Origin of the sequence: Vibrio sp. OPT18 (assembly GCF_015163615.1) — a bacterium.
Taxonomy (GTDB): Bacteria; Pseudomonadota; Gammaproteobacteria; order Enterobacterales; family Vibrionaceae; genus Vibrio; species Vibrio coralliirubri.
Window position 1 is genome coordinate 79626 of the sequence record NZ_JADDYK010000075.1, and the last position, 21248, is coordinate 100873.

A 21248-nucleotide genomic window follows, 5' to 3' on the forward strand; every position below is an offset into this window, starting at 1 on the left:
TTTCATTGGTGATGACTTCAGCTCATCTTGATGGCTTTGAATTTCCGCAGTTAGTACTTACTCCGGAAGCCATAGTGGTTGAAACGTGGTCTGGTGTGATCATGCCGCTGGTGGTCATTTGTATTGCTCAAGCCTTTACTGCTAAGCAAAAAGAAGTGGCGATTGAAATGGCAGAGGATGCGATTTCGGAAAGCCAACAGATTGCCAATCAAGCGACGCAAAGTGAAGGTCGCCTTTCCATTGTCCTTGACCAAGCGAACTCAAACTCTGAAAGCTTACAGGGCGTATCTGTTCATTTAGACCAGCAGTCTCAAGACCTACATGCTCAAGTTGAAGTGTTGAACATCAATTGCGAATCTCAGGCGAGTGCAGCAGAACAGATGAGCCAACAACTGCATCAAATGACTCAAGGCATCGAAGAATCCAATTCATTCGTGGGTGAACTGAAAGAGCGCAGTGAAGCTGTGGGAACGAAAGCGCAGAAGAGCTCAGAATCACTAGAAGCCTCAACCAGTGCAATCACCCAGATCATTCAAAGTAATCAAGAGATCATGAAAGTCGCGGACTTGATTACCTCGGTTGCTGAGCAAACCAACCTATTAGCACTCAATGCAGCAATAGAAGCAGCACGCGCCGGGGAGCAAGGACGAGGCTTTGCTGTCGTCGCTGACCAAGTGAGAGAGCTATCGGCGAAAAGTAGTCACTCCGCGATAGAAATTCGAACCTTATTAGACCGAAGTAAAGAAGAAGTGGAGCATGGCAGAGCAATCATTGAAACCACGGCTAATGAAATGAACGGCATTATCTCCGAGGTTCAGACTATCTCGACTGACGTTAATCAACTGACTAATATTATGGCGATGCAGATGAGCTCATTGAAAGAACTCGATCTCGCCAGTTCAGAAGTGGCACAGAGCGTTGCAGAAACCAAATCCGTGTCAGGTTTAGTCGCTAATTATGGTTCTGAACTGACCGGGCATGTCACCTCAGTAAAAGAACTGGTCGAAAGCTTAAACAGCGTGGTTTCCCAAGCTAAGCAAGCTTAAATAAATCATCCTAATAAACACAAAGAACTGGATAAGCATCCAGTTCTTTTATATTCTGTCCCTCAAATTATATTCCATCAAGAGAGTGAATTGTGATCGGACGTCTACGCGGTACATTAATAGAAAAACAGCCACCAGAATTACTAATCGAAGTGAGTGGCGTTGGCTATGAAGTTCAAATGCCAATGAGCTGTTTTTACGAATTACCAAACGTAGGCGAAGAGGCAATCATCTACACGCACTTTGTTGTACGTGAAGACGCGCAGTTACTTTATGGTTTTAACACGGTTAAAGAGCGTGCGCTGTTCCGTGAAGTGATCAAAGCAAACGGTGTGGGTCCTAAGCTTGGCCTTGGCATACTTTCAGGCATGACAGCTAGTCAATTTGTGCAGAGTGTTGAGCGTGAAGACATCTCGACGCTGGTTAAACTTCCGGGTGTGGGTAAGAAAACCGCTGAACGTCTGGTTGTTGAAATGAAAGACCGCCTGAAAGGGTGGGGCGCAGGTGACCTATTTACTCCAGCGACGGATGCAGCTCCGATTGATTCTATGCCTACCGTTCACGACGCGGAAGAAGAAGCGGTAAGTGCACTACTTGCATTAGGCTACAAGCCGACTCAAGCTTCTAAGGTGGTTTCTCAAGTGGCTAAAGATGGCATGACCAGCGAACAGTTGATTCGCGAAGCTCTGAAATCGATGGTTTAATACCCAATATACTTGTTCGACAAAATAGACTCATTCACTTTGCCTTTACACAGAGTCAAGAAGCGCAGAGTCAACAAGAGCATAGTTAGGAATAGCAGAATTTATGATTGAAGCCGATCGCCTTATTGCACCGGATAACCCAGTATTCAAAGATGAAGATGTCATTGATCGCGCAATACGCCCTAAAGCACTTGCTGACTATCAAGGTCAGGATCACGTTCGTGGCCAGATGGAGATTTTCATCAAAGCGGCACAACTGCGTAACGAGGCGCTCGACCATCTGTTGATATTTGGCCCTCCAGGCTTGGGTAAAACCACATTGGCGAACATTGTTGCCAATGAAATGGACGTCAACATTCGTACGACTTCAGGCCCTGTTCTAGAAAAAGCAGGTGACTTGGCGGCATTGCTGACCAACCTTGAAGAAAATGATGTGCTGTTCATCGATGAGATTCACCGCTTAAGCCCTGTAGTTGAAGAGGTGTTGTACCCAGCAATGGAAGACTACCAATTAGATATCATGATTGGTGAAGGCCCAGCGGCACGCTCTATCAAGATCGACCTTCCTCCTTTTACTTTGATTGGCGCAACCACTCGTGCTGGCTCACTGACATCGCCGTTACGTGACCGTTTCGGTATTACTCAGCGTCTTGAGTACTACAAGGTTGAAGACCTACAAAATATCGTTCAGCGCAGTGCAGATTGCCTTGGTCTTTCTATGGAGTCCGAAGGGGCGCTAGAAGTTGCTCGCCGAGCTCGTGGTACGCCACGTATTGCTAACCGTCTACTGCGCCGTGTTCGTGATTATGCGGAAGTAAAAGGCGACGGGCATATTTGTCCAGAGGTTGCTGACAAAGCGCTAAACATGTTGGATGTCGATGCTAAAGGTTTCGACTACATGGATAGAAAGCTTCTGCTGGCGATTATGGAGAAGTTTGGTGGTGGTCCGGTTGGTATCGACAACATGGCTGCCGCGATTGGTGAAGAGAGAGACACCATTGAAGATGTGTTAGAACCTTACTTGATTCAACAAGGTTACCTACAAAGAACCCCAAGAGGACGAATCGCGACCGACAGAGCGTATTTACACTTCGGAATAGATAAGCCGTCTAATCGTTAAATTATTCATTTTTAAAGATCCCAGTTGCATAAGCGCTGGGATTTTTTGCTTTTTATTGAATAACAACTCTTTGAGCGAGTCGATAAAAAGACTGAATAGCGGTCATCAAAAATGAAAACTTTGATTGCAGGTTTGATTTGGCTAACAAAAAATGAAATAAGTTGTCATATTTTTTGTTAATACTTTATAGGTAGTTGTAATTCGTATGTTGAGGCGGTGCTGAGCTTTTGTCACAGATATCATGCGCTGTTATTAACTGAGGCTAAATTGGTGTGATTTTAATCATGATTGTTCAAAAATAACTCTAATTTGCTCGAATAAAATTGATACAAATCAACGCAAGGTTCTCCTATAAACCTTTTGAAACATACTGATTTTACCAGTAATATTAGCGCCAGCTATATTAGCTCATGCTTAACAATAATCTAACTATAACGGTACGTTTTTGCTACAAATTTCAATTTGTAATAACAATTACACAAATTGTTTTAACATGGATTTTTGCGGTGATTAATCACACAAGTGTCATTCAGCCGACACAAAGGAGTTACCATGATTGATGTTGTTGATCTGTCGCGATTGCAGTTTGCATTTACAGCGATGTATCACTTCCTATTTGTTCCACTGACACTAGGTATGGCATTTCTACTTGCCATTATGGAGTCAGTTTATGTAATGACTGGCAAGCAAATTTACAAGGACATGACTAAGTTCTGGGGTAAATTGTTTGGTATTAACTTTGCTCTTGGTGTAGCGACAGGCTTAACCATGGAGTTCCAGTTCGGTACTAACTGGTCTTACTATTCTCACTATGTTGGCGACATCTTTGGTGCTCCGCTGGCTATCGAAGCGCTTGTTGCATTCTTCCTAGAGTCTACTTTTGTTGGTCTTTTCTTCTTCGGTTGGGACAGATTGTCGAAGCGTCAACACTTAGCGGTAACTTGGTTAGTAGCACTTGGTTCTAACTTCTCTGCGCTTTGGATCTTGGTAGCTAATGGCTGGATGCAAAACCCAGTGGGTGCGGAATTTAACTTTGAAACTATGCGTATGGAAATGGTGAGCTTCGCTGAAGTTGTACTAAACCCAGTAGCACAGGTTAAATTCGTACACACAGTAGCGTCTGGTTACACAACGGGTGCAATGTTCGTCCTTGGTATCAGCTCATACTACATTCTTAAAGGTCGTGACCTTGCCTTTGCTCGTCGCTCTTTCGCGATTGCAGCATCTTTCGGTATGGCAGCGATCCTGTCAGTAATCGTGCTAGGTGATGAATCTGGTTACGAGCTTGGTGAAGTTCAAAAAGTGAAGCTAGCAGCTATTGAAGCAGAGTGGCACACTGAAGAAGCACCAGCCGCATTTACTGTTTTTGGTATTCCAAACCAAGAAACAATGGATACTGACTACGCAATAAAAATTCCTTACGTAATGGGTATCATCGCAACGCGTTCGCTTGATACTGAAGTAACGGGCCTACGTGACCTACGTGATGACCACGTTGATCGTATCCGTACTGGTATGTACGCGTACGAGCTGCTTGAAAAGCTACGTGCAGGCGATAAGTCTGAAGAAAACATGGCTGCGTTCGACGAAGTGAAAGGTGACCTAGGTTACGGTCTACTTCTTAAGCGCTACACAGACGACGTTGTTGATGCAACAGAAGACCAAATCCAAATGGCTGCGGATGATTCTATCCCAACAGTTTGGCCTCTATTCTGGTCATTCCGTCTGATGGTTGCTTGTGGCTTCATCATGCTGTTTGTATTCGGTGCTGCGTTTGTTCAAACGTGTCGTCAGAAAATCGAACAGAAACCATGGGTACTTAAAGCTGCGCTATTCTCAATCCCACTTCCTTGGATTGCGATTGAAGCAGGTTGGTTCGTTGCTGAGTTTGGTCGTCAACCATGGGCGGTTGGTGAAATCCTACCGGTTAACGTTGCTGCATCAGCACTGACTATTGGACAGCTTTGGACTTCTCTATTCGCTATCCTGGCACTTTACACAGTGTTCTTGATTGCTGAAGTTTACCTAATGCTGAAATTCGCACGTAAAGGTCCAAGTAGCTTGAAGACAGGCCGTTACCACTTCGAACAAAACGATAACTCTGTTGAAGACAAAGTTAGCCGTTCAGTTGAAGTATAAGTGAGGGAATATTATGTTTGATTACGAAAGCTTACGACTTATTTGGTGGGTATTGATCGGTGTTCTACTGGTTGGTTTCGCCGTAACTGATGGCTTTGATATGGGTGTTGCCGCTCTGTCATCTGTTATCGGTAAGAGCGACACTGAACGTCGTATTATGCTAAACACGATTGCCCCTCACTGGGATGGTAACCAAGTTTGGCTTATCACTGCGGGTGGTGCATTGTTTGCTGCATGGCCACTGGTTTACGCAACGTCGTTTTCTGGCTTCTACTTCGCAATGTACGTGACGTTAGCAGCGCTTTGGTTACGTCCACTTGCACTTGACTACCGCTCTAAGATCGAAGATCCAAAATGGCGCAAAACTTGGGACTACGCACTTTGCTTTAGTGGCGCAGTACCACCAATCATTTTCGGTGTGGCATTTGGTAACCTACTACAAGGTGTTCCATTTGAACTGAACGAATTTATGATGTCTAAGTACCATGGTACGTTCTTCGCTCTGCTTAACCCATTTGCATTGCTATGTGGTGTGTTGGCGCTAATGTTGTTCGTGATGCAAGGTGCAACATGGCTTCAAATGAAGACAACAGAAGCACTGCACGCTCGTGCTCGTAACGTTGCTCAGATCACTGGCCTAATTGCTATTGCTCTGTTCGTTATTGGTGGTTTCTGGGTTCAATCTATCGAAGGCTATGTAATTACGAGCACTATCGATACGTTTGCTGACTCAAACCCACTAAACAAAGAAGTATCACTTCAAGTGGGTGCTTGGATGACAAACTTCGAAACATATCCAGCAATGTGGGCTGCGCCGATCCTTGGTGTAGCAATGCCACTGCTTGCTGTGATTGCATCTCGCTTTGAGCGTGGTGGTTTCGCATTCTTGTTCTCAAGCCTATCGAACGCTGGTGTTATTTTAACGGCTGGTTTTGCAATGTTCCCATTCGTAATGCCATCAAGCCTGAACCCTAACCAAAGCTTGACTATGTGGGATTCAACAGCGAGTGAGCTAACGCTTGGTCTTATGACTGTCGTTGCGGCGGTGATGGTTCCTGTGATTCTTGGCTACACAACTTGGACATACTACAAAATGTTCGGTCGTCTAGATAAGAAACACATCGAAGATAACGACGTTTCAGCTTACTAAGCTAGAAGTTAAATAACTTAGGAGAAATTTTATGTGGTATTTCGCATGGATTTTGGGTGTACTTCTAGCATGTGCATTCGGCATCATCAATGCTCTATGGCTAGAGCATTCAGAAATGATGGACAAAGACAGTGAGTAATCTCGCAGAGCAAATCGCTAAGCTGCATCAACCAATGGATAAGACTCTGCTTAGAGCCTTATCCCTAGTATTGGGTTTCATGCATGTGGGTTTAGTGATGTGGGATCCTGAAGCGTATGCGACAAGCATCGGTGGCTTTAACGCGATCATCGGGCCAATGTTCATTTGGGCAGTATGCTCAAGCATGGTTTACGGTATCGGATTTAAGCCAAGAGCTTGGATGTGGCAGCTACTGTTTAGCCCATATGTTTCACTCACAATTTTGCTCTACCTAACGACGCTGCGCCTTCTATAAAAGGCAAAGGATTTAGGTTCATAACAACGTGAATCTTTATACTTGTTGGGTTTTTAGCCAAAAAGAGGTCATCTTATACAGATGGCCTTTTTTTTCGTCTCTCAAATCAAAAAATTCACAGCGATATACTATTAATGATAAGGAGTTAGGTTATAGTGAGATCTTTATCGTTTGGGATTGTGGTATCAAATTGCAGGGATTATCTAAGCCATTTACGTGGCCAGTGACAGTGTATTACGAAGACACCGATGCGGGTGGCGTTGTATACCATTCAAACTATCTTAAGTTTTTCGAACGCGCTCGAACTGAGATGTTGCGCTCAATTGGCGTTTCTCAGCAAGTATTGTTAGAACAAAACATCGGTTTTGTAGTCCGACATATGGACATTGATTTTATTCAAGGCGCGCGTCTTGATGATTCTTTACAAGTCATTACAAATATTTACGAGTTGAAGCGAGCTACCTTGGTCTTCTGTCAAGAGATCGTAAATCCTGATGGCAAAGCATTGTGTAAAGCAATGGTTAAGGTAGCATGTATCGACAATCAAAAAATGAAACCAAAGGCAATGCCAACATTTATTCTTACGGAGCTAACGAATAGTGACTGCTGAAATCTCAATCTTAGGCCTAATTTTAGAAGCTAGTTTACTAGTTAAGATGGTCATGCTGACTCTTATGGGCATGTCTGTTGTTTCTTGGGCGATGATCATAAAAAGAAGTAAAGTGTTATCTAAAGCTTCTAAACAAACAGAAGTGTTTGAAGACAAATTTTGGTCAGGCGTTGATCTTGCTAAATTGTATCAAGAGAGCAATAAACGCAAAGACGAGCTTTCTGGTACTGAAGAAATTTTCTACGCAGGCTTTACTGAGTTCGCTCGCCTTCGTAAATCGAATGCAACATCACCTGACTTCATCATGGAAGGCACTGGCCGTGCGATGCGCGTTGCCGTTGCTCGCGAAGTCGATGAACTAGAAACTAACTTACCTTTCTTAGCGACCGTTGGTTCTATCAGCCCATACATCGGCCTATTTGGCACGGTTTGGGGCATCATGCACTCATTCATCGCATTAGGTGAAGTGAAGCAAGCGACGCTCGCAATGGTTGCGCCTGGTATTGCAGAAGCACTGATCGCAACGGCAATGGGTCTATTTGCTGCGATTCCAGCGGTAATGGCGTACAACCGCTTCAGCAGCCGAGTAGGCAAGTTAGAGCACAACTACGCGACTTTCTCTGAAGAGTTCCACAGTATTCTTCACCGTCAAGCGATGGCTGGCAGGGAATAATAGATGGCTGGATACCAACCTAAAAAACGCAAAATGACAGCAGAGATTAACGTTGTACCTTACATCGACGTTATGCTTGTTTTGCTGATCATTTTTATGGTGACTTCGCCGTTTGTTACTCAAGGCGTTGACGTTGAATTGCCTCAGGCTTCAACGGCTAAATCGGCACAAGACCTATTGGGTGACGACAACGCAAGTTTCATCATCGTTGAAGTGAACAAAGACGGTGAACTTGGTTTGAGCGTTAATGACGAAGAAGTACAGCGTGGCTTATCTATGGAAGATATTATCGTCCGAGTGAAAGCTGAGTTGTCTTTGAAGCCAAACTCTCCAGTGGCGGTTGGTGGTGATGCCGCAACGCCATACGCTGAAGTGGTTTTATTACTTGATGAATTAAGCCGTGCAGGTGTGCCAAAGGTTGGCCTTTTAACGGATATAAGGGAATAGCTCCGTAGCATTCATGAAAGCGAATAATAAAAAATCCAATAATTTCAGATCACCGCTTCTTATTTCTCTTGGGCTGCACGTCATTTTATTCGTTGCGCTCATTTGGGGAGCGGATTTCACGATGTCAGAGCCAAAGCCTACAGGGCAGATGGTTCAAGCTGTGGTGATTGATCCTCAGTTGGTTCGCCAGCAAGCTCAACAGATTCGTCAACAAAGAGAAGCGGCGAGCAAGAAAGAGCAAGAACGTCTAGACAAACTAAGACGTGAAAGCGAACGACTTGAAAAGAATCGTAAAGCTGAAGAAGAAAATATTCGCAAGCTAAAAGAACAGCAGGCGAAAGAAGCTAAAGCGACTCGTGAAGCTGAAAAGCGCCGAGTTGAGAAAGAGAAGCAACGCAAAGCTGAAGAAGCGCGTTTACAGCAAGAGCAAAAGAAAGCCGCTAAAGCAGAAGCTGACCGCAAGTTGAAAGAAGCAGCGTTAGTGAAAGCCGAGAACGAGCGTAAAGCCAAAGAAGCGGCAATCGCAAAAGCTGAACAAGAACGCGTGGCAAAAGAAAAAGCCGCGAAAGAGGCAGCAGACAAAGCTCGTAAAGAGAAAGAAGCCGCTGAACGCGCTGAAAAGCAACGCATAGCGAAAGAGAAAGAAGCGGCAGCCGCAGCAGAGAAAGCCCGTAAGGCTAAAGAAGCTGCAGCAAAAGCAGAAAAAGAGCGTAAACAACAAGAAGCCGCATTGAACGATATCTTTGCTGGCCTTGAAACGGAAGCGACTCAAAACTCTTCAGCAAGACAACAATTTATTAGTGATGAAGCGCAACGTTACGGTGCTATTTATACCCAACTGATTCAACAGAACCTGTTGTTAGAAGACAGCTATCGAGGACGCTCATGTCGAGTGAACCTTAAGCTGATTCCAACGGGCTCTAATGCGATATTGGGTAGCTTGAGTATCTTAGATGGCGATAGCCGTTTGTGTGCAGCAACCAAGCGTGCGGTGGCACAAGTGCAATCTTACCCGTTGCCTAAAGACCCAGACATTGTGAACTCACTGAAAGACATTAACTTAACTGTATCACCAGAGTAAAAGGACGAACTTGTGTTAAAGAAACTATTACTGAGTTTTGTTTTCTTAATAGCTACAAGCAGCCAGTTTGCACATGCAGCGCTGGAGCTGGTTATTACAGACGGTATTAACTCTGCAAGACCTATCGCTATTGTACCTTTCCGTTGGGAAGGCGCAGAGCCATTGCCACACGATGTATCAGCGGTTATCGCTTCTGACTTACAACGCAGTGGTAAATTCAGCCCAGTAGCAACTAGCAAAATGCCTCAAACGCCTTACAGCGAAGGTGAGGTGAATTTTGATGCTTGGACTAACCTAGGCGTTGATTCACTGCTAACAGGTAGCATCACTAAAAATGCCGAAGGGCAGTATGTAGTGAACTACCAACTGATCGACATTGTTCGTGGTCAACTGACTAAAGGACAAAGCCGCGCACTAAGCGATGAAGGCCAATTGGTACTTTCTAAAGATCACGTGTTGTTCAACAAGAAAGCGACAGTGCCTGGTAAACGCTTGAGAGAGTATGCACACCGTATCTCGGACTTAGTGTATGAAGAGCTAACCGGTGAGAAAGGCGCGTTCTTAACTCGTATCTCTTACGTAGTTGTGAACGACAAAGACCAATACCCATACCAACTGCGTGTTGCTGACTACGATGGCTTTAACGAGCGTTTAGTCCTTCGTTCTAAGCAACCTCTGATGTCACCTGCATGGTCACCAGACGGTAAAAAGCTTGCTTATGTGAGTTTCCAAAATGGCCAAGCGGAAATATTCATCATGAATATTTACACTGGTGAACGTGAGAAGGTGACGTCATACCCTCGTCATAATGGTGCGCCAAGATTCTCGCCAGATGGTAAAACATTGGCATTGGTATTGTCGAAAACAGGCAGCCTTCAGGTGTACACACTTGACCTTGCTAGCCGTAAGCTGACTCAAATTACCCGCGGCCGTTCTAATAATACTGAACCATTCTGGCACCCAGATGGCAAGTCTCTTATTTTCACATCGGATCGTGGTGGTAAACCACAGATTTATAATGTAAATTTGTCCAATAATTCGACTTCTCGTATTACTTGGCAAGGTAGCCAAAACTTAGGTGGCCAGATCACTCCTGATGGTCGATTCATGATCATGGTGAATCGCAGCAACTCAGGTTTTAACTTGGCTAAGCAAGATTTGGAAACCGGTGCGGTTCAAGTATTAACAAAAACATTGTTAGATGAGTCTCCAAGTATTGCACCGAATGGAGGTATGGTTATCTATAGCTCTATTTACAACAAAACAAATGTACTATCGATGGTTTCTATCGATGGCCGTTTTAAAGCTAGATTACCGGCAACTAACGGACGCGTAAGAGCGCCTGCATGGTCACCGTTCCTCTAGGAAAAATTACATATTCTTTTAGCTATTGATAGTGTTAACTATTGTGGCATTTAACTATCTATAGCACTCTTAGTCGCTGTAGAAACTAAGTTTGATAACGTAAGGAAAAAAAGATGCAACTTAACAAAGTTCTTAAAGGCTTGATGATTGCACTACCAGTGATGGCAGTAACGGCATGTAGCTCAACTGATGAAGCAACATCTGCAACATCTGGTACAGAAAGCAACCAAACAACTTCAGGTTCAGAAGGCAACGTAGACACAACTGTTGTAACGCCAATTGACGCTAACGGTCAACTGTCTGAGCAAGAGCTTAAAGAGCAAGCGCTACGTGAAACTCAAACAATCTACTTCGCATTCGATAACTCTACTATCGCTGGCGATTACGAAGAAATGCTAGCAGCTCACGCAGCATACCTAGTTAAGAACGTTGACATGAACGTTACTATCGAAGGTCACGCTGATGAGCGCGGTACTCCTGAGTACAACATCGCACTTGGCGAGCGTCGTGCACAAGCTGTAGCGAAATACCTACAAGCTCTAGGTGTTCAAGCTGACCAAATCTCTATCGTAAGCTACGGTGAAGAGAAGCCACTTCTTCTAGGTCAATCTGAAGATGTGTACGCTAAAAACCGTCGCGCAGTACTAGTTTACTAATTTTAGTAGACTATATAATTGAGGAATTGCCTCATGTTCAGTAACACAAAGCGAGTCATTTTGCTTTCGTTACTGGCAAGTGCAGCGAACACCGCGTTCGCTGCACCAGCTCCAGTATCCGATCTCAATAGCACCGCAACCAATTCATCATCTTCCTCTCGATCAGCATCTAACGAATCAGATATTGAGCGTTTAGAGCGCCTGCTTCAAAATCGCAATCTCGTTCAGCTTCAAATGCAACAGCAAATCGACGACATGGCACTGGAGATCAGTGAACTTCGTGGTGAGCTGGAACGAAACAGCTACGATATGAAGCAAATGCTAGAGCGTCAGCGTGAACTGTTCATTGAACTGGACCGCGTAAGAGGCGAGGTGAAAGCAGCAGGAACAGCAACGGTAGCAGTGGCGGCGAGCGAAGGCTCTAAAGACGCTTCTGGTACGTTCAGTACTGATGTGGATGAGCAAACTGCTTATCAAAATGCTGTAGATATGATTCTAAAGCAACGAGACTACACGGGTGCTATCGCTGCATTCCAGAAGTTTCAAAAAGACTTCCCAGATTCTACCTTCACACCTAACTCACACTACTGGTTAGGCCAGCTTTATTTCGCTAAGAAGCAAGATAAAGAAGCGGTGAAGAGCTTCGCTGCTGTTGTGTCTTACAAAGACTCAAACAAGCGAGCAGATGCACTGGTTAAGCTTGGTGACATAGCTGCGCGCAACAACAACGCGACGCAAGCTAAGAAATATTACCAACAAGTCGTAACCGAGTACCCAAACAGTGCTTCGGCTAAAGTGGCTAAAACCCACTTGTAAAACAAAATAGGGGTGCTTAGGCGCCTCTTTTTTATACCTATTCAATTCCGATTAGTGTTTACTCATCTTGTTAGTGATGCCAACGCATTGCCTTGTTTATGCGTTTTAAGCATTAGCTAGCCACCGCTTGCAACCAATCCTTTTTGATCCCAATCGCTGTCCTGTGTAGAATACTCTAATTCTCGGAAGAAGTTGCGTAGAGCAAGAGCAATGAGTCATATACTAGATAAAATCGATACAGTTTACCCGTTTCCGCCTAAGCCAGTTCCATTGAGCGACGCTCAGAAACAGGCCCACATCGCAAACATCAAAAAACTACTTCAAGAAAAAGATGCAGTTCTAATTGCACACTACTACACCGATCCTGAAATTCAGGCACTGGCAGAAGAAACTGGTGGTTTCGTTGGCGATTCATTAGAAATGGCTAAATTCGGTAACCGTCACTCAGCAAGCACTTTGATCATCGCTGGTGTTCGTTTCATGGGTGAGTCTGCAAAGATTCTTACTCCTGAAAAACGCATTCTAATGCCAACACTTGAAGCTGAATGTTCGCTTGATCTTGGCTGTCCAGCCGACAAATTTACAGAATTTTGCGATGCTCACCCTGACCACACCGTGGTTGTATATGCGAACACCTCTGCAGCTGTTAAAGCTCGTGCAGACTGGGTAGTTACGTCGAGCATCGCTTTAGAAATCGTTGAAAGCCTAGACGCTGAAGGCAAACCTATTATTTGGGGTCCAGACCGTCACCTAGGTTCTTACATCGCAAATCAAACTGGCGCTGACATGTTGCTTTGGCAAGGTGAGTGTATCGTTCATGATGAGTTCTCAGCTGATGCTTTGAAGAAAATGAAATCGGTATACCCAGACGCGGCTATCTTGGTTCACCCAGAATCACCAGCAAGTGTGGTTGAGCTGGCTGATGCTGTAGGCTCAACAAGCCAACTGATCAAGAAAGCAAAAGAGCTACCTCATCCACAGATGATTGTTGCGACAGACAAAGGTATCTTCTTCAAGATGCAACAATTGGTTCCTGAAAAAGAGCTGATTGAAGCGCCGACAGCGGGTGCTGGTGCAACGTGTCGTAGCTGCGCACACTGTCCTTGGATGGCAATGAATGGCCTTGAAGCGATTGAAAACGCGCTTGAGAATGGTGGTGAGCAACACGAAATCTTCGTTTCTGACGAACTACGTGTGAAGTCTCTTATTCCATTGAACCGCATGCTAGATTTTGCAGAGCAGTTAAATGTACAGGTAAAAGGTAACGCGTAAGTCGTTCTTTTATCTAACCCCAAAAACCAGCCAATAGTGCTGGTTTTTTTGTACCTGCGTATAGGCCGCCAATATCAATCTTGTGGTCATGTATCTTTTTCTGATGATACATCTTGTTGATATCAAGTATTTTTTCTAGCATGTAAGTAAGATCGAAGGATTAGAGGCTCGAATGATAATCTGGTTACAACTCAAACGCTGGATCAAAGCAAACATCTTTGTTTTGAACGGCAAAAACTTACTGTTCACTTTTCTTGGCTACATCGCTCTATCGTGGTCGATGCTGTATTTGGCGGGTGAAACAGATTTAACCAGTTCGGTTACTGTATTCGCTTACTACTTAGTGGTGACGGCTTCTACAGTTGGTTATGGTGATTTATCACCGACCACGGTAGCGGGGCAGTGGATCGTTATTCTATTTGTGATTCCAGGCGGGTTGAGCCTTTTCGCCGCGTTACTCGGTAAAGTGGCAACAGAAGGTGTTGAATATTGGCGAGCGGGCTTGCTAGGAAAAAGGAGAGTTAGAGTGGACAACCACATTTTGATGTTGGGGTGGAATGAGCAAAGAACCATTCATCTCATCCGCATGCTACAACATGAAGAGACGGGTAAGCGACCAATCGTGTTATGTACGCGTTCAGATATCGAGAACCCGTTGCCCGGTGAAATCAATTTCGTTAAAGTAAACAGCTACACCGATGGCAAAGAGATGGAGAAAACGGGCATTGAGTCTGCAAGTTGCATCCTGATTGATAATCCAGAAGACGACATTACGTTATCTGCGGCGCTTTACTGTGCCAACCGAAACCCTAAGGCACATCTTCTTGTTTACTTTAAAGATGAAGCGCTGAGTGATTTGTTACACAAGCACTGTCCTAACTCAGAATGTATTCCAGCGGTGGGTGCTGAGATGCTAGCAAAGGCTGCAGTAGACCCAGGATCAAGTGCGCTTCATCAAGAGTTATTGAGCTCAACAAGAGGCATGACACAGTATTCAACGTATTTCCCTAAAGACGCTGAGCCTGTCACCGTCGCACCTATTTTCTCTGTGTTTAAAGAGAAGTATCAAGCAACACTGATCGCCATTGATACGGGGAGTGGTATTGAACTCAACCCAGAGTTAGACCAAGTGGTCAGCAGTGGCACTAAGCTGTTTTATATTGCCGATGAGCGAATTGATGACTTCGATTGGAAAGGCTTCTAAAGCGACTATTTTCATCTCGTCTAGAAACTAAAAAAGGCCTCATAATGAGGCCTTATGGCATGTATAAAGCTAACTTTTATTGAGCTTCAGCCAGCGCAATACCGCGCTGCGTTAGACCGCAAAGCATTACAGGTACAGCATTAAAGATCTCTTCGAACTGCTCTAGGCCTTCGATGCCTTGCTCTGCAAGCGTCGCGATTGACGTTTCTGGATCGTAAAGCATGCTCAGTGAAAGCAACACACCGCCAACGAGCGCATTATCTTCGCTCTCTTCAGGCATCAGTGTTTCCCAATCGTCGCGGGCAATCTGCCAGCCTTGAAGTAAGCCTTCACAAAAATCACGAGCGGCAGTGTTCACCACTTCTTCGTCGTCTAATTGGCAAGCTTCAGGCCAAACCCAAGTCCCTTCAATCAGTTCAGGGCGGGTTTTATTCCAAAGCTCGATGATAACTTCAATGTAGCTTTCTAGCTGTTCACCATCCGTAAAAGGTGCGACTTCTTCGCCACCCCATAAGAACGGTAGCCACTCATGAGGGGTTAACACATTCGGTGCCGCTGCCATTGCAGTGACAAAGCCCATTGTTTTGTGTTCTGTGATTAGCTTTCCTTCCAACTCTGGAAGCGCAAGAATATCTTGTAAAGTCAAAGTGAGGTACCGTAAAAGGGAACATATTTGCGCTTATAGTACCAATGAACTTGTGCCAATCAAGCTTCAATCTAAAAAGGCTTGATGTCATGGATGATAAACACTAGGTTTAACAGAAAAGAAAACAATAAAAGAATTATGCAGATACGGTCGTCTTTAAAGAAAAAAAGCATGGTAGCGCTTGGATTATACCTTGCGATGTTTATTGCCATTGTCGGTAGTGTGACGTATTACGTCGTAGAATCCCCTGTGCGCGCCAAATTACAACAAAACCTCGACTTGCGTACGCAATTATTATCCGCCTTGATTACAGAGCCACTCAGCAGCTCTCAAGGCTTTGTAGACAGTCTCGTTGGGTTTGCTCAAGCACATCGCAACGGTGATGATGTTATTCCCCTCTTTAAGTCCATGCTGGCGGCGAGCGACGATACAATTGTCAGTGCCGGTATTTGGCCTGAACCTTATGCGCTCGATTCTAAAAAGCTTCTCAACAGTTACTTTTTTAATAAAGCCGACGATGGAAGAATCGATCAGATATATTCTTACAACAACCCCAAAAATGCCCCTTATCAAGAAGAGTATTGGTACACCTCTGTCGTCAACCAAAAACAAGGCACGATCTCTTGGAGCGATGTGTATATCGACCCATACACACACGTACGAATGATTACGGCGTCTTCCCCTTATTATTACGACGGTACTTTTGCCGGTGTTGCCACGGTGGATCTCTCGCTCGAAGAGCTGCTTGGTTTTATCAAGAACCACGCCGAAGAATACAACCTTGGCATTACGCTCAGAGACAAGCTCAACCAAGTGCTGGTTTCGCATAATTTCAATCTTGTTGAAGGCATCTATATCAGTAGCAATCAATTTGGTGATTTTGGCTGGCAAGTGGATGTGGTGAACTCCAAATCACGAGTAGCAGACGAAGTGTTTCGTCAGGTGATGAGTATTGAAGGCGGTATTGTTCCGCTATTGCTACTTTGTGTCATGGCGGGGTATTACTTATTAAACCGTTATTTGATTAGTCCAATCACAAGGATTGCTGCGCAGGTTGATAGCTCGAAAGCCGGCGAAATCATTGATGTGGATTACTCGAGTGATGACGAAATCGGTCATTTGATTAAAACCTTCAACGAAAAGACCATTTATCTCGAAGCGGAAAAGGTTAAAGCTCAGGCGTCCACCAATGCAAAAACCGCTTTCCTTGCGACCCTGTCACATGAAATTCGCACCCCTATGAATGGGGTATTGGGTACTGCTCAGATCCTATTGAAAACACCTCTAAATTCTGAACAAGAGAAACACCTTAAGAGCTTGTATGAGTCAGGCGATCATATGATGACTCTACTCAACGAGATATTAGACTTCTCGAAGATCGAGCAGGGCAGGTTGGATCTTGATGAAACGCGTTTCCCGCTTGATTCGATCATCGGCAGTATTAACAGTGTTTACTACACATTGTCTTCCGAGAAAGGGCTTCAATTCAAAGTGTACTCTGAGGTGCCTTCGGGTCGTTGGTACTTCTCAGATAAAGCTCGCCTTCGCCAAATCTTGTTTAATCTATTGAACAACGCGGTGAAGTTCACCTCCAGAGGCTTTGTTGAGGTGTACCTTAAAGAAGTGGTTGAGGGGAGTGACACCTATCTGAGCATTCGAGTTCGTGATACAGGGATTGGTATCTCTAAAGAAGCTCAGAAGCGTATTTTTAAACCGTTTGAACAAGCGGAGTCTTCGACCACAAGGCGTTTTGGCGGTACTGGTCTTGGCCTCGCGATTGTGAAGAAAATTGCCCAGTTGATGGATGGCAGTATTACCGTCACCAGTGAGGAAGGGATAGGCACGAGCTTTGATGTTCGCTTGAAGATTCAACCATGTCAGCCAGGTGAAATCGAGAGCTTGCCACACAAGAAGTTGGACTACTCAGGCTTAAAAGTACTGATCGTCGAGGACAACCGAACTAACACGGTGATCATTGAAACCTTCATGAGCAGTAAAGGCTTTACTTGTAAGAGCGTCGAAAACGGTGAACTAGCAATACAAGCCGTCGTTGCTGAGCGCTTTGATTTGGTGCTCATGGATAACCATATGCCTGTGATGGATGGCGTTGAATCAACCACTGCGATTCGTGCTTTGATAGGCGACGTGTCATCGGTATTGGTGTTTGGTTGTACGGCTGATGTCTTTAAAGAGACTCGCGAGCGTATGCTGGGGGCGGGTGTGGATTATATTATCGCTAAGCCGATTGATGAGCGTGAACTGGATGATGCCTTGTTCCGCTATTCAAATAAGCTTTACCAATACCATGAAGTGAAAGCGGATGAGCTCGAAAGCCAAGACGTAAAACCACACGATTCGAAAAGTAAAAGCGAGTCACTGCCTAAACCTGCTCTTCGAAACAAAGATAACACTGAAGAGCTGTTAGTGACGCTGTATGTGGCGCTAGAAGACAACAACCTAGAACTGATTCAATTTGCACTAGAGAGCCTACGTGTCCACGTTGAACCTATGAACAACGCTGAACTTACTTATCAAGTCGATAAAGCGTTAGAGCAGGTTGCTTTAGGATCACCACCTACACAAGATGTCATTAATATCATTACTGTAAATCTACCTATGGCTTAAATGTTGTTTAATTACGGTAAGTAAATGACGAATTGTCCAATATTTGACCTTGGTTGGATTTTTTGGTGAAAGTGACTGCTTTTAAAGTGGTTTTTGGTTGTTAATTTACAACTTGATTTTTAATTTGGAATGTATGACTACTAATCTTGTGATTTAATAGCGACATTATCTGGTGAGGTGCAAATGTGCCTTGTTTATATGTTATTAAATCACTAATTAAGCAGTGATATATTTTAGGTTTGTCGTCAATGAAGTCTCGTGGTCCATTTTGTATTCGAAACGCAGCTGCGGATACATTTGCTATGGTCGTTTTCTGTTTTATTTCTGGCATGATCGTAGAAGTGTTTATTTCTGGTATGACGTTTGAGCAATCTCTTGCTTCTCGAACATTATCTATTCCGGTAAACATTGCTATCGCTTGGCCTTATGGCGTTTTTCGTGATTGGTTCTTGCGCAATGGTGCAAAGCTTTCAGAAAGCTCATTGATGAAAAACTTGTCTGATTTGATGGCATACGTGTTATTCCAGTCTCCTGTGTATGCGGGTATTTTGTTGGCAGTGGGTGCTTCAGGCGACCAAATCGTTACGGCTGTAACCAGTAATGCAGTTATCTCGTGCGGTATGGGCGTACTTTACGGCTACTTCCTCGATATGTGTCGCAAATGGTTTCGAGTTCCAGGCTACTATCAACAAGCTTAAGAAAAGCAACAAGCGTAAATGCAGCGAAAGAATGAAATTTGGTTTGTTTTTGATCTAATGAGTTAATTTGTAATCGAACAAACCGAAAAAGGCACTTTTTTTGAGAATGCCCCTTGACCAAAGCAAGCAGAATCAATAAAGTAGCGCCTCGTTGAGTGACATGCTCAACACACAATTTGTGGAAGGATGGCTGAGTGGCTTAAGGCGCTCGCCTGGAAAGCGAGTATACGTTTATAGCGTATCTGGGGTTCAAATCCCCATCCTTCCACCACTATTCAAAACCCTAGCAGAAATGCTGGGGTTTTCTCGTTTTAGAGCCCCTATATTCCACCTCGTCTGTATATCTCCCTAGTATCCGTTCCTTTATCATTTCTTTATAGTTATTACCTCTATTAATACCGTCGCAGAATTAACCATATTAGGTGTTTTTATCATCGATAATCGCTTGATTTTTTGGCATGAACCTAGATTATTAATAGTACGCAATATTATGAATAATCTAACTATTAGGAATCCATAACCTCATGACAGAAACCCTAGTTTCTCCAATGCTCTCTTTTACGATCGCGATTTCGTTACTGTTTATCGGTAAAGGTTTGATTGAGCGATCTGAAGTATTAAGAAAGTATTCACTGCCAGAGCCTGTGATTGGTGGCTTTGTCTGCGCAGCGACCGTAGCGGCGCTTTACTATATTTTTGAAATCCAAATCACTTTTAGCCTAGATGTCAGAGACTTTTTGCTTCTCTACTTTTTTGCTGGCATCGGGCTCCAAGCGGATATTAAAACACTGATTAAAGGCGGGCGACCGTTGTTCATCCTACTGTGTCTTGCTGCCATTTTTATCGTGTTGCAAAACGTAGTCGGAATGGCAGTCGCTTCTGGTTTTGGAATGGATGCGAAAGCAGGCTTACTATCCGGTTCTGTTAGCTTGATAGGCGGCGTAGGCACAACGTTAGCGTGGGCGCCAATGTTTGTGGAAGAGTTTGGTATTGCTAACGCGCTCGAACTTGGTGTCGCTTCAAACACGGTTGGTTTAATTGCAGCGTGTGTGATTGGTGGTCCGATTGCCAACTACCTACTCAATAAACACAAAGTGAGCCCTTCTAATGAAGAAGAGGTTACGGTTGGTGCATTCCAAGAGAGTGAAACAAAAACGGAGCTAAGCCACTACGGCGTTCTGTGGGCGTGGTTGATTCTTAACTTAACACTAATGCTTGGTTACAGCTTGAGTGAAGTTATCGACTCGATGGGCCTAAAACTGCCGTTATTCGTTAGCTGTTTAATCGCAGGTATCCTAATCGGAAACGTCGGTCGCGCATTGTTTAAGAAGCGTCGCACGCAAGAGAAAATCGCTCAAGGCCGAAAAGGCTTAGCGATGATCTCTGATATCTGCTTAGGCATGTTCTTAACCATGGCATTGATGGGACTTCGCATCTGGGATCTTGATGGGTTGTTTGGCTATATCTCTGTGGTCATGAGTATCCAGATCTTACTTTCGCTGCTGTTTACTGTGTTTGTCGTTTATTACTTGATGGGAAGAAACTACGACTCTGTGGTGATATGCTCAGGCTTCGGTGGTATCACTCTAGGCTCGACCGCAACAGCAATTGTGAACATGACCGCAGTAACTCATCGCTATGGCGCAAGCCCACAAGCATTCATTGTGGTGCCATTAGTATGTGGTTTCTTTGTCGACTTGATTAATGCGCTTGTGATCAGTTTCTTTGTTGGTATGTAGCGCTAATTAAGAGCAATAGTCTTAAGCACAAAAAGCCTAGCGGTGATGCTAGGCTTTGTTGTATTCAACTATGAGCATTCTCTTCTACTAAGTGTATGTTTAGCTCCGAAGGTAATTGGCTGCTATTGGTGTATATGCGGTCAAAGTCATTCAGTGACGCTACCTTTAGAGCGGCAAATCGTCCCCATTTACTGGCATCCGCGACAAGCCAGCTTTCGCGGCTGTTCTTTATGATTGACTTGGATAGGTCAGCCTCAACTTGCTCATGTTCCATAGCGAAATGACTGTCTGTTACTGAGCCACACCCACAAATACCAATGTCAGCTTCAAAATCGGAAAAGAAGTGGACCACGCTACTGCCCACCATATCTTGGTGTTCTCGTCTGAACAAACCGCCAGCCAAATACACTTCAATTTGCTCGTTTGCTTCTAAGATACGGGCCACTTGTAGATTATTGGTGATCACTCGCAATGCGGGCTTTGCCAACAAATACTGAGCGATGCGAGTAACGGTCGTACCAATTCCCATCATGACGGTTGAACCTTCAGGTATCGCGTCGGCAACCGCCATCGCAATACTGTCTTTTGTCTCTGACTCCACACCAGCACGGAATCTGTAGCTCGTGTTGGTGAGCGTTGTGGGTAAGCTCACGCCTCCGTGCACTCTTCGCGCTAGCCCTTGCTCACACAGGTGGTTTACATCGCGACGAATGGTTTGAGTGGTGACAGAAAACAACTCGGCTAAGTGGTCGATCTGTATATCTTGGTTAGCCTTAAGCGTTGCGAGTATTTCTTTCTGACGATGGTTCAGTTCCATAGAAGT

21 protein-coding genes and 1 tRNA gene are annotated in these 21248 nt (G+C 44.4%); 20 read left to right on the top strand and 2 right to left on the bottom strand.

Going from position 1 to position 21248, the window contains the following annotated elements; all coding sequences use genetic code 11:
- From IQQ51_RS19815 to IQQ51_RS19890, 16 genes are all read left to right on the top strand, one after another.
- The coding region (locus tag IQQ51_RS19815) for a methyl-accepting chemotaxis protein (RefSeq protein ID WP_228013047.1) at positions 1 to 1046 on the top strand (1046 nt) is incomplete at its 5' end.
- A 92-nt stretch (positions 1047 to 1138) separates the two neighbouring features.
- The gene (ruvA, locus tag IQQ51_RS19820) at positions 1139 to 1750 is read left to right on the top strand and encodes a Holliday junction branch migration protein RuvA (protein WP_017062079.1); all 612 of its coding nucleotides are present in this window, start codon (positions 1139 to 1141) and stop codon (positions 1748 to 1750) included.
- Between the two features lie 103 nt (positions 1751 to 1853).
- On the top strand, positions 1854 to 2870 hold the full coding sequence (gene ruvB / locus IQQ51_RS19825) for a Holliday junction branch migration DNA helicase RuvB (RefSeq protein WP_017062078.1): 1017 nt from the start codon (positions 1854 to 1856) through the stop codon (positions 2868 to 2870).
- Positions 2871 to 3422: 552 nt separating this feature from the next.
- Positions 3423 to 5009 (top strand): cytochrome ubiquinol oxidase subunit I, encoded by a 1587-nt coding sequence (cydA, locus tag IQQ51_RS19830; protein WP_048616295.1) that lies wholly within the window; start codon positions 3423 to 3425, stop codon positions 5007 to 5009.
- Between the two features lie 13 nt (positions 5010 to 5022).
- The gene (gene cydB / locus IQQ51_RS19835; protein ID WP_193841901.1) at positions 5023 to 6159 is read left to right on the top strand and encodes a cytochrome d ubiquinol oxidase subunit II; all 1137 of its coding nucleotides are present in this window, start codon (positions 5023 to 5025) and stop codon (positions 6157 to 6159) included.
- A 31-nt stretch (positions 6160 to 6190) separates the two neighbouring features.
- A complete protein-coding gene (cydX, locus tag IQQ51_RS19840) occupies positions 6191 to 6298 on the top strand; it encodes a cytochrome bd-I oxidase subunit CydX (RefSeq protein ID WP_000270284.1) in 108 nt (35 codons plus the stop codon).
- Positions 6291 to 6593, top strand: coding sequence for a cyd operon protein YbgE (gene ybgE / locus IQQ51_RS19845; protein WP_017067532.1), 303 nt, complete (start codon positions 6291 to 6293; stop codon positions 6591 to 6593). Before cydX ends, ybgE begins: the two co-directional genes overlap by 8 nt.
- A gap of 166 nt (positions 6594 to 6759) precedes the next feature.
- Complete coding sequence (gene ybgC, locus IQQ51_RS19850) at positions 6760 to 7203, top strand: tol-pal system-associated acyl-CoA thioesterase (protein ID WP_086970839.1); 444 nt, start codon at positions 6760 to 6762, stop codon at positions 7201 to 7203.
- Positions 7193 to 7876, top strand: a complete 684-nt coding sequence (gene tolQ, locus IQQ51_RS19855; RefSeq protein WP_193841902.1) for a protein TolQ — start codon at positions 7193 to 7195, stop codon at positions 7874 to 7876. Before ybgC ends, tolQ begins: the two co-directional genes overlap by 11 nt.
- A gap of 3 nt (positions 7877 to 7879) precedes the next feature.
- A complete protein-coding gene (gene tolR / locus IQQ51_RS19860; protein WP_017062072.1) occupies positions 7880 to 8323 on the top strand; it encodes a protein TolR in 444 nt (147 codons plus the stop codon).
- Between the two features lie 13 nt (positions 8324 to 8336).
- Entirely contained in the window at positions 8337 to 9404 is a 1068-nt protein-coding gene (gene tolA, locus IQQ51_RS19865; RefSeq protein WP_048612753.1) for a cell envelope integrity protein TolA, read from the top strand.
- Positions 9405 to 9416: 12 nt separating this feature from the next.
- Positions 9417 to 10769, top strand: coding sequence for a Tol-Pal system beta propeller repeat protein TolB (gene tolB, locus IQQ51_RS19870; protein ID WP_050621820.1), 1353 nt, complete (start codon positions 9417 to 9419; stop codon positions 10767 to 10769).
- Positions 10770 to 10882: 113 nt separating this feature from the next.
- Positions 10883 to 11425: a peptidoglycan-associated lipoprotein Pal gene (pal, locus tag IQQ51_RS19875; RefSeq protein WP_017062069.1), complete on the top strand. Its 543-nt coding sequence runs from the start codon at positions 10883 to 10885 to the stop codon at positions 11423 to 11425.
- A 33-nt stretch (positions 11426 to 11458) separates the two neighbouring features.
- The gene (ybgF, locus tag IQQ51_RS19880) at positions 11459 to 12241 is read left to right on the top strand and encodes a tol-pal system protein YbgF (protein ID WP_048612755.1); all 783 of its coding nucleotides are present in this window, start codon (positions 11459 to 11461) and stop codon (positions 12239 to 12241) included.
- Positions 12242 to 12451: 210 nt separating this feature from the next.
- Complete coding sequence (nadA, locus tag IQQ51_RS19885; protein WP_193841903.1) at positions 12452 to 13513, top strand: quinolinate synthase NadA; 1062 nt, start codon at positions 12452 to 12454, stop codon at positions 13511 to 13513.
- 172 nt (positions 13514 to 13685) lie between these two features.
- Positions 13686 to 14717, top strand: a complete 1032-nt coding sequence (locus IQQ51_RS19890; protein WP_193841904.1) for a potassium channel protein — start codon at positions 13686 to 13688, stop codon at positions 14715 to 14717.
- A gap of 76 nt (positions 14718 to 14793) precedes the next feature.
- Here IQQ51_RS19890 and IQQ51_RS19895 read toward each other — a convergent pair whose 3' ends face one another.
- Positions 14794 to 15363, bottom strand: coding sequence for a UPF0149 family protein (locus IQQ51_RS19895; protein WP_017062064.1), 570 nt, complete (start codon positions 15361 to 15363; stop codon positions 14794 to 14796).
- 171 nt (positions 15364 to 15534) lie between these two features.
- On the opposite strand from IQQ51_RS19895, the gene IQQ51_RS19900 reads away from it, so the two are divergent.
- The 4 genes from IQQ51_RS19900 (at position 15535) to gltS (ending at position 20425) form a co-directional block, all read left to right on the top strand.
- On the top strand, positions 15535 to 17988 hold the full coding sequence (locus tag IQQ51_RS19900; protein WP_193841905.1) for a hybrid sensor histidine kinase/response regulator: 2454 nt from the start codon (positions 15535 to 15537) through the stop codon (positions 17986 to 17988).
- A gap of 248 nt (positions 17989 to 18236) precedes the next feature.
- Positions 18237 to 18686, top strand: a complete 450-nt coding sequence (locus IQQ51_RS19905) for an L-alanine exporter AlaE (protein WP_017062062.1) — start codon at positions 18237 to 18239, stop codon at positions 18684 to 18686.
- A 180-nt stretch (positions 18687 to 18866) separates the two neighbouring features.
- Positions 18867 to 18957: transfer RNA gene (locus IQQ51_RS19910), tRNA-Ser, on the top strand.
- 253 nt (positions 18958 to 19210) lie between these two features.
- On the top strand, positions 19211 to 20425 hold the full coding sequence (gltS, locus tag IQQ51_RS19915; RefSeq protein ID WP_048612760.1) for a sodium/glutamate symporter: 1215 nt from the start codon (positions 19211 to 19213) through the stop codon (positions 20423 to 20425).
- A gap of 64 nt (positions 20426 to 20489) precedes the next feature.
- Here the strand turns inward: gltS and IQQ51_RS19920 are convergent, their stop codons facing one another.
- Positions 20490 to 21242, bottom strand: coding sequence for a DeoR/GlpR family DNA-binding transcription regulator (locus IQQ51_RS19920; protein WP_193841906.1), 753 nt, complete (start codon positions 21240 to 21242; stop codon positions 20490 to 20492).
- Positions 21243 to 21248: the final 6 nt, after the last annotated feature.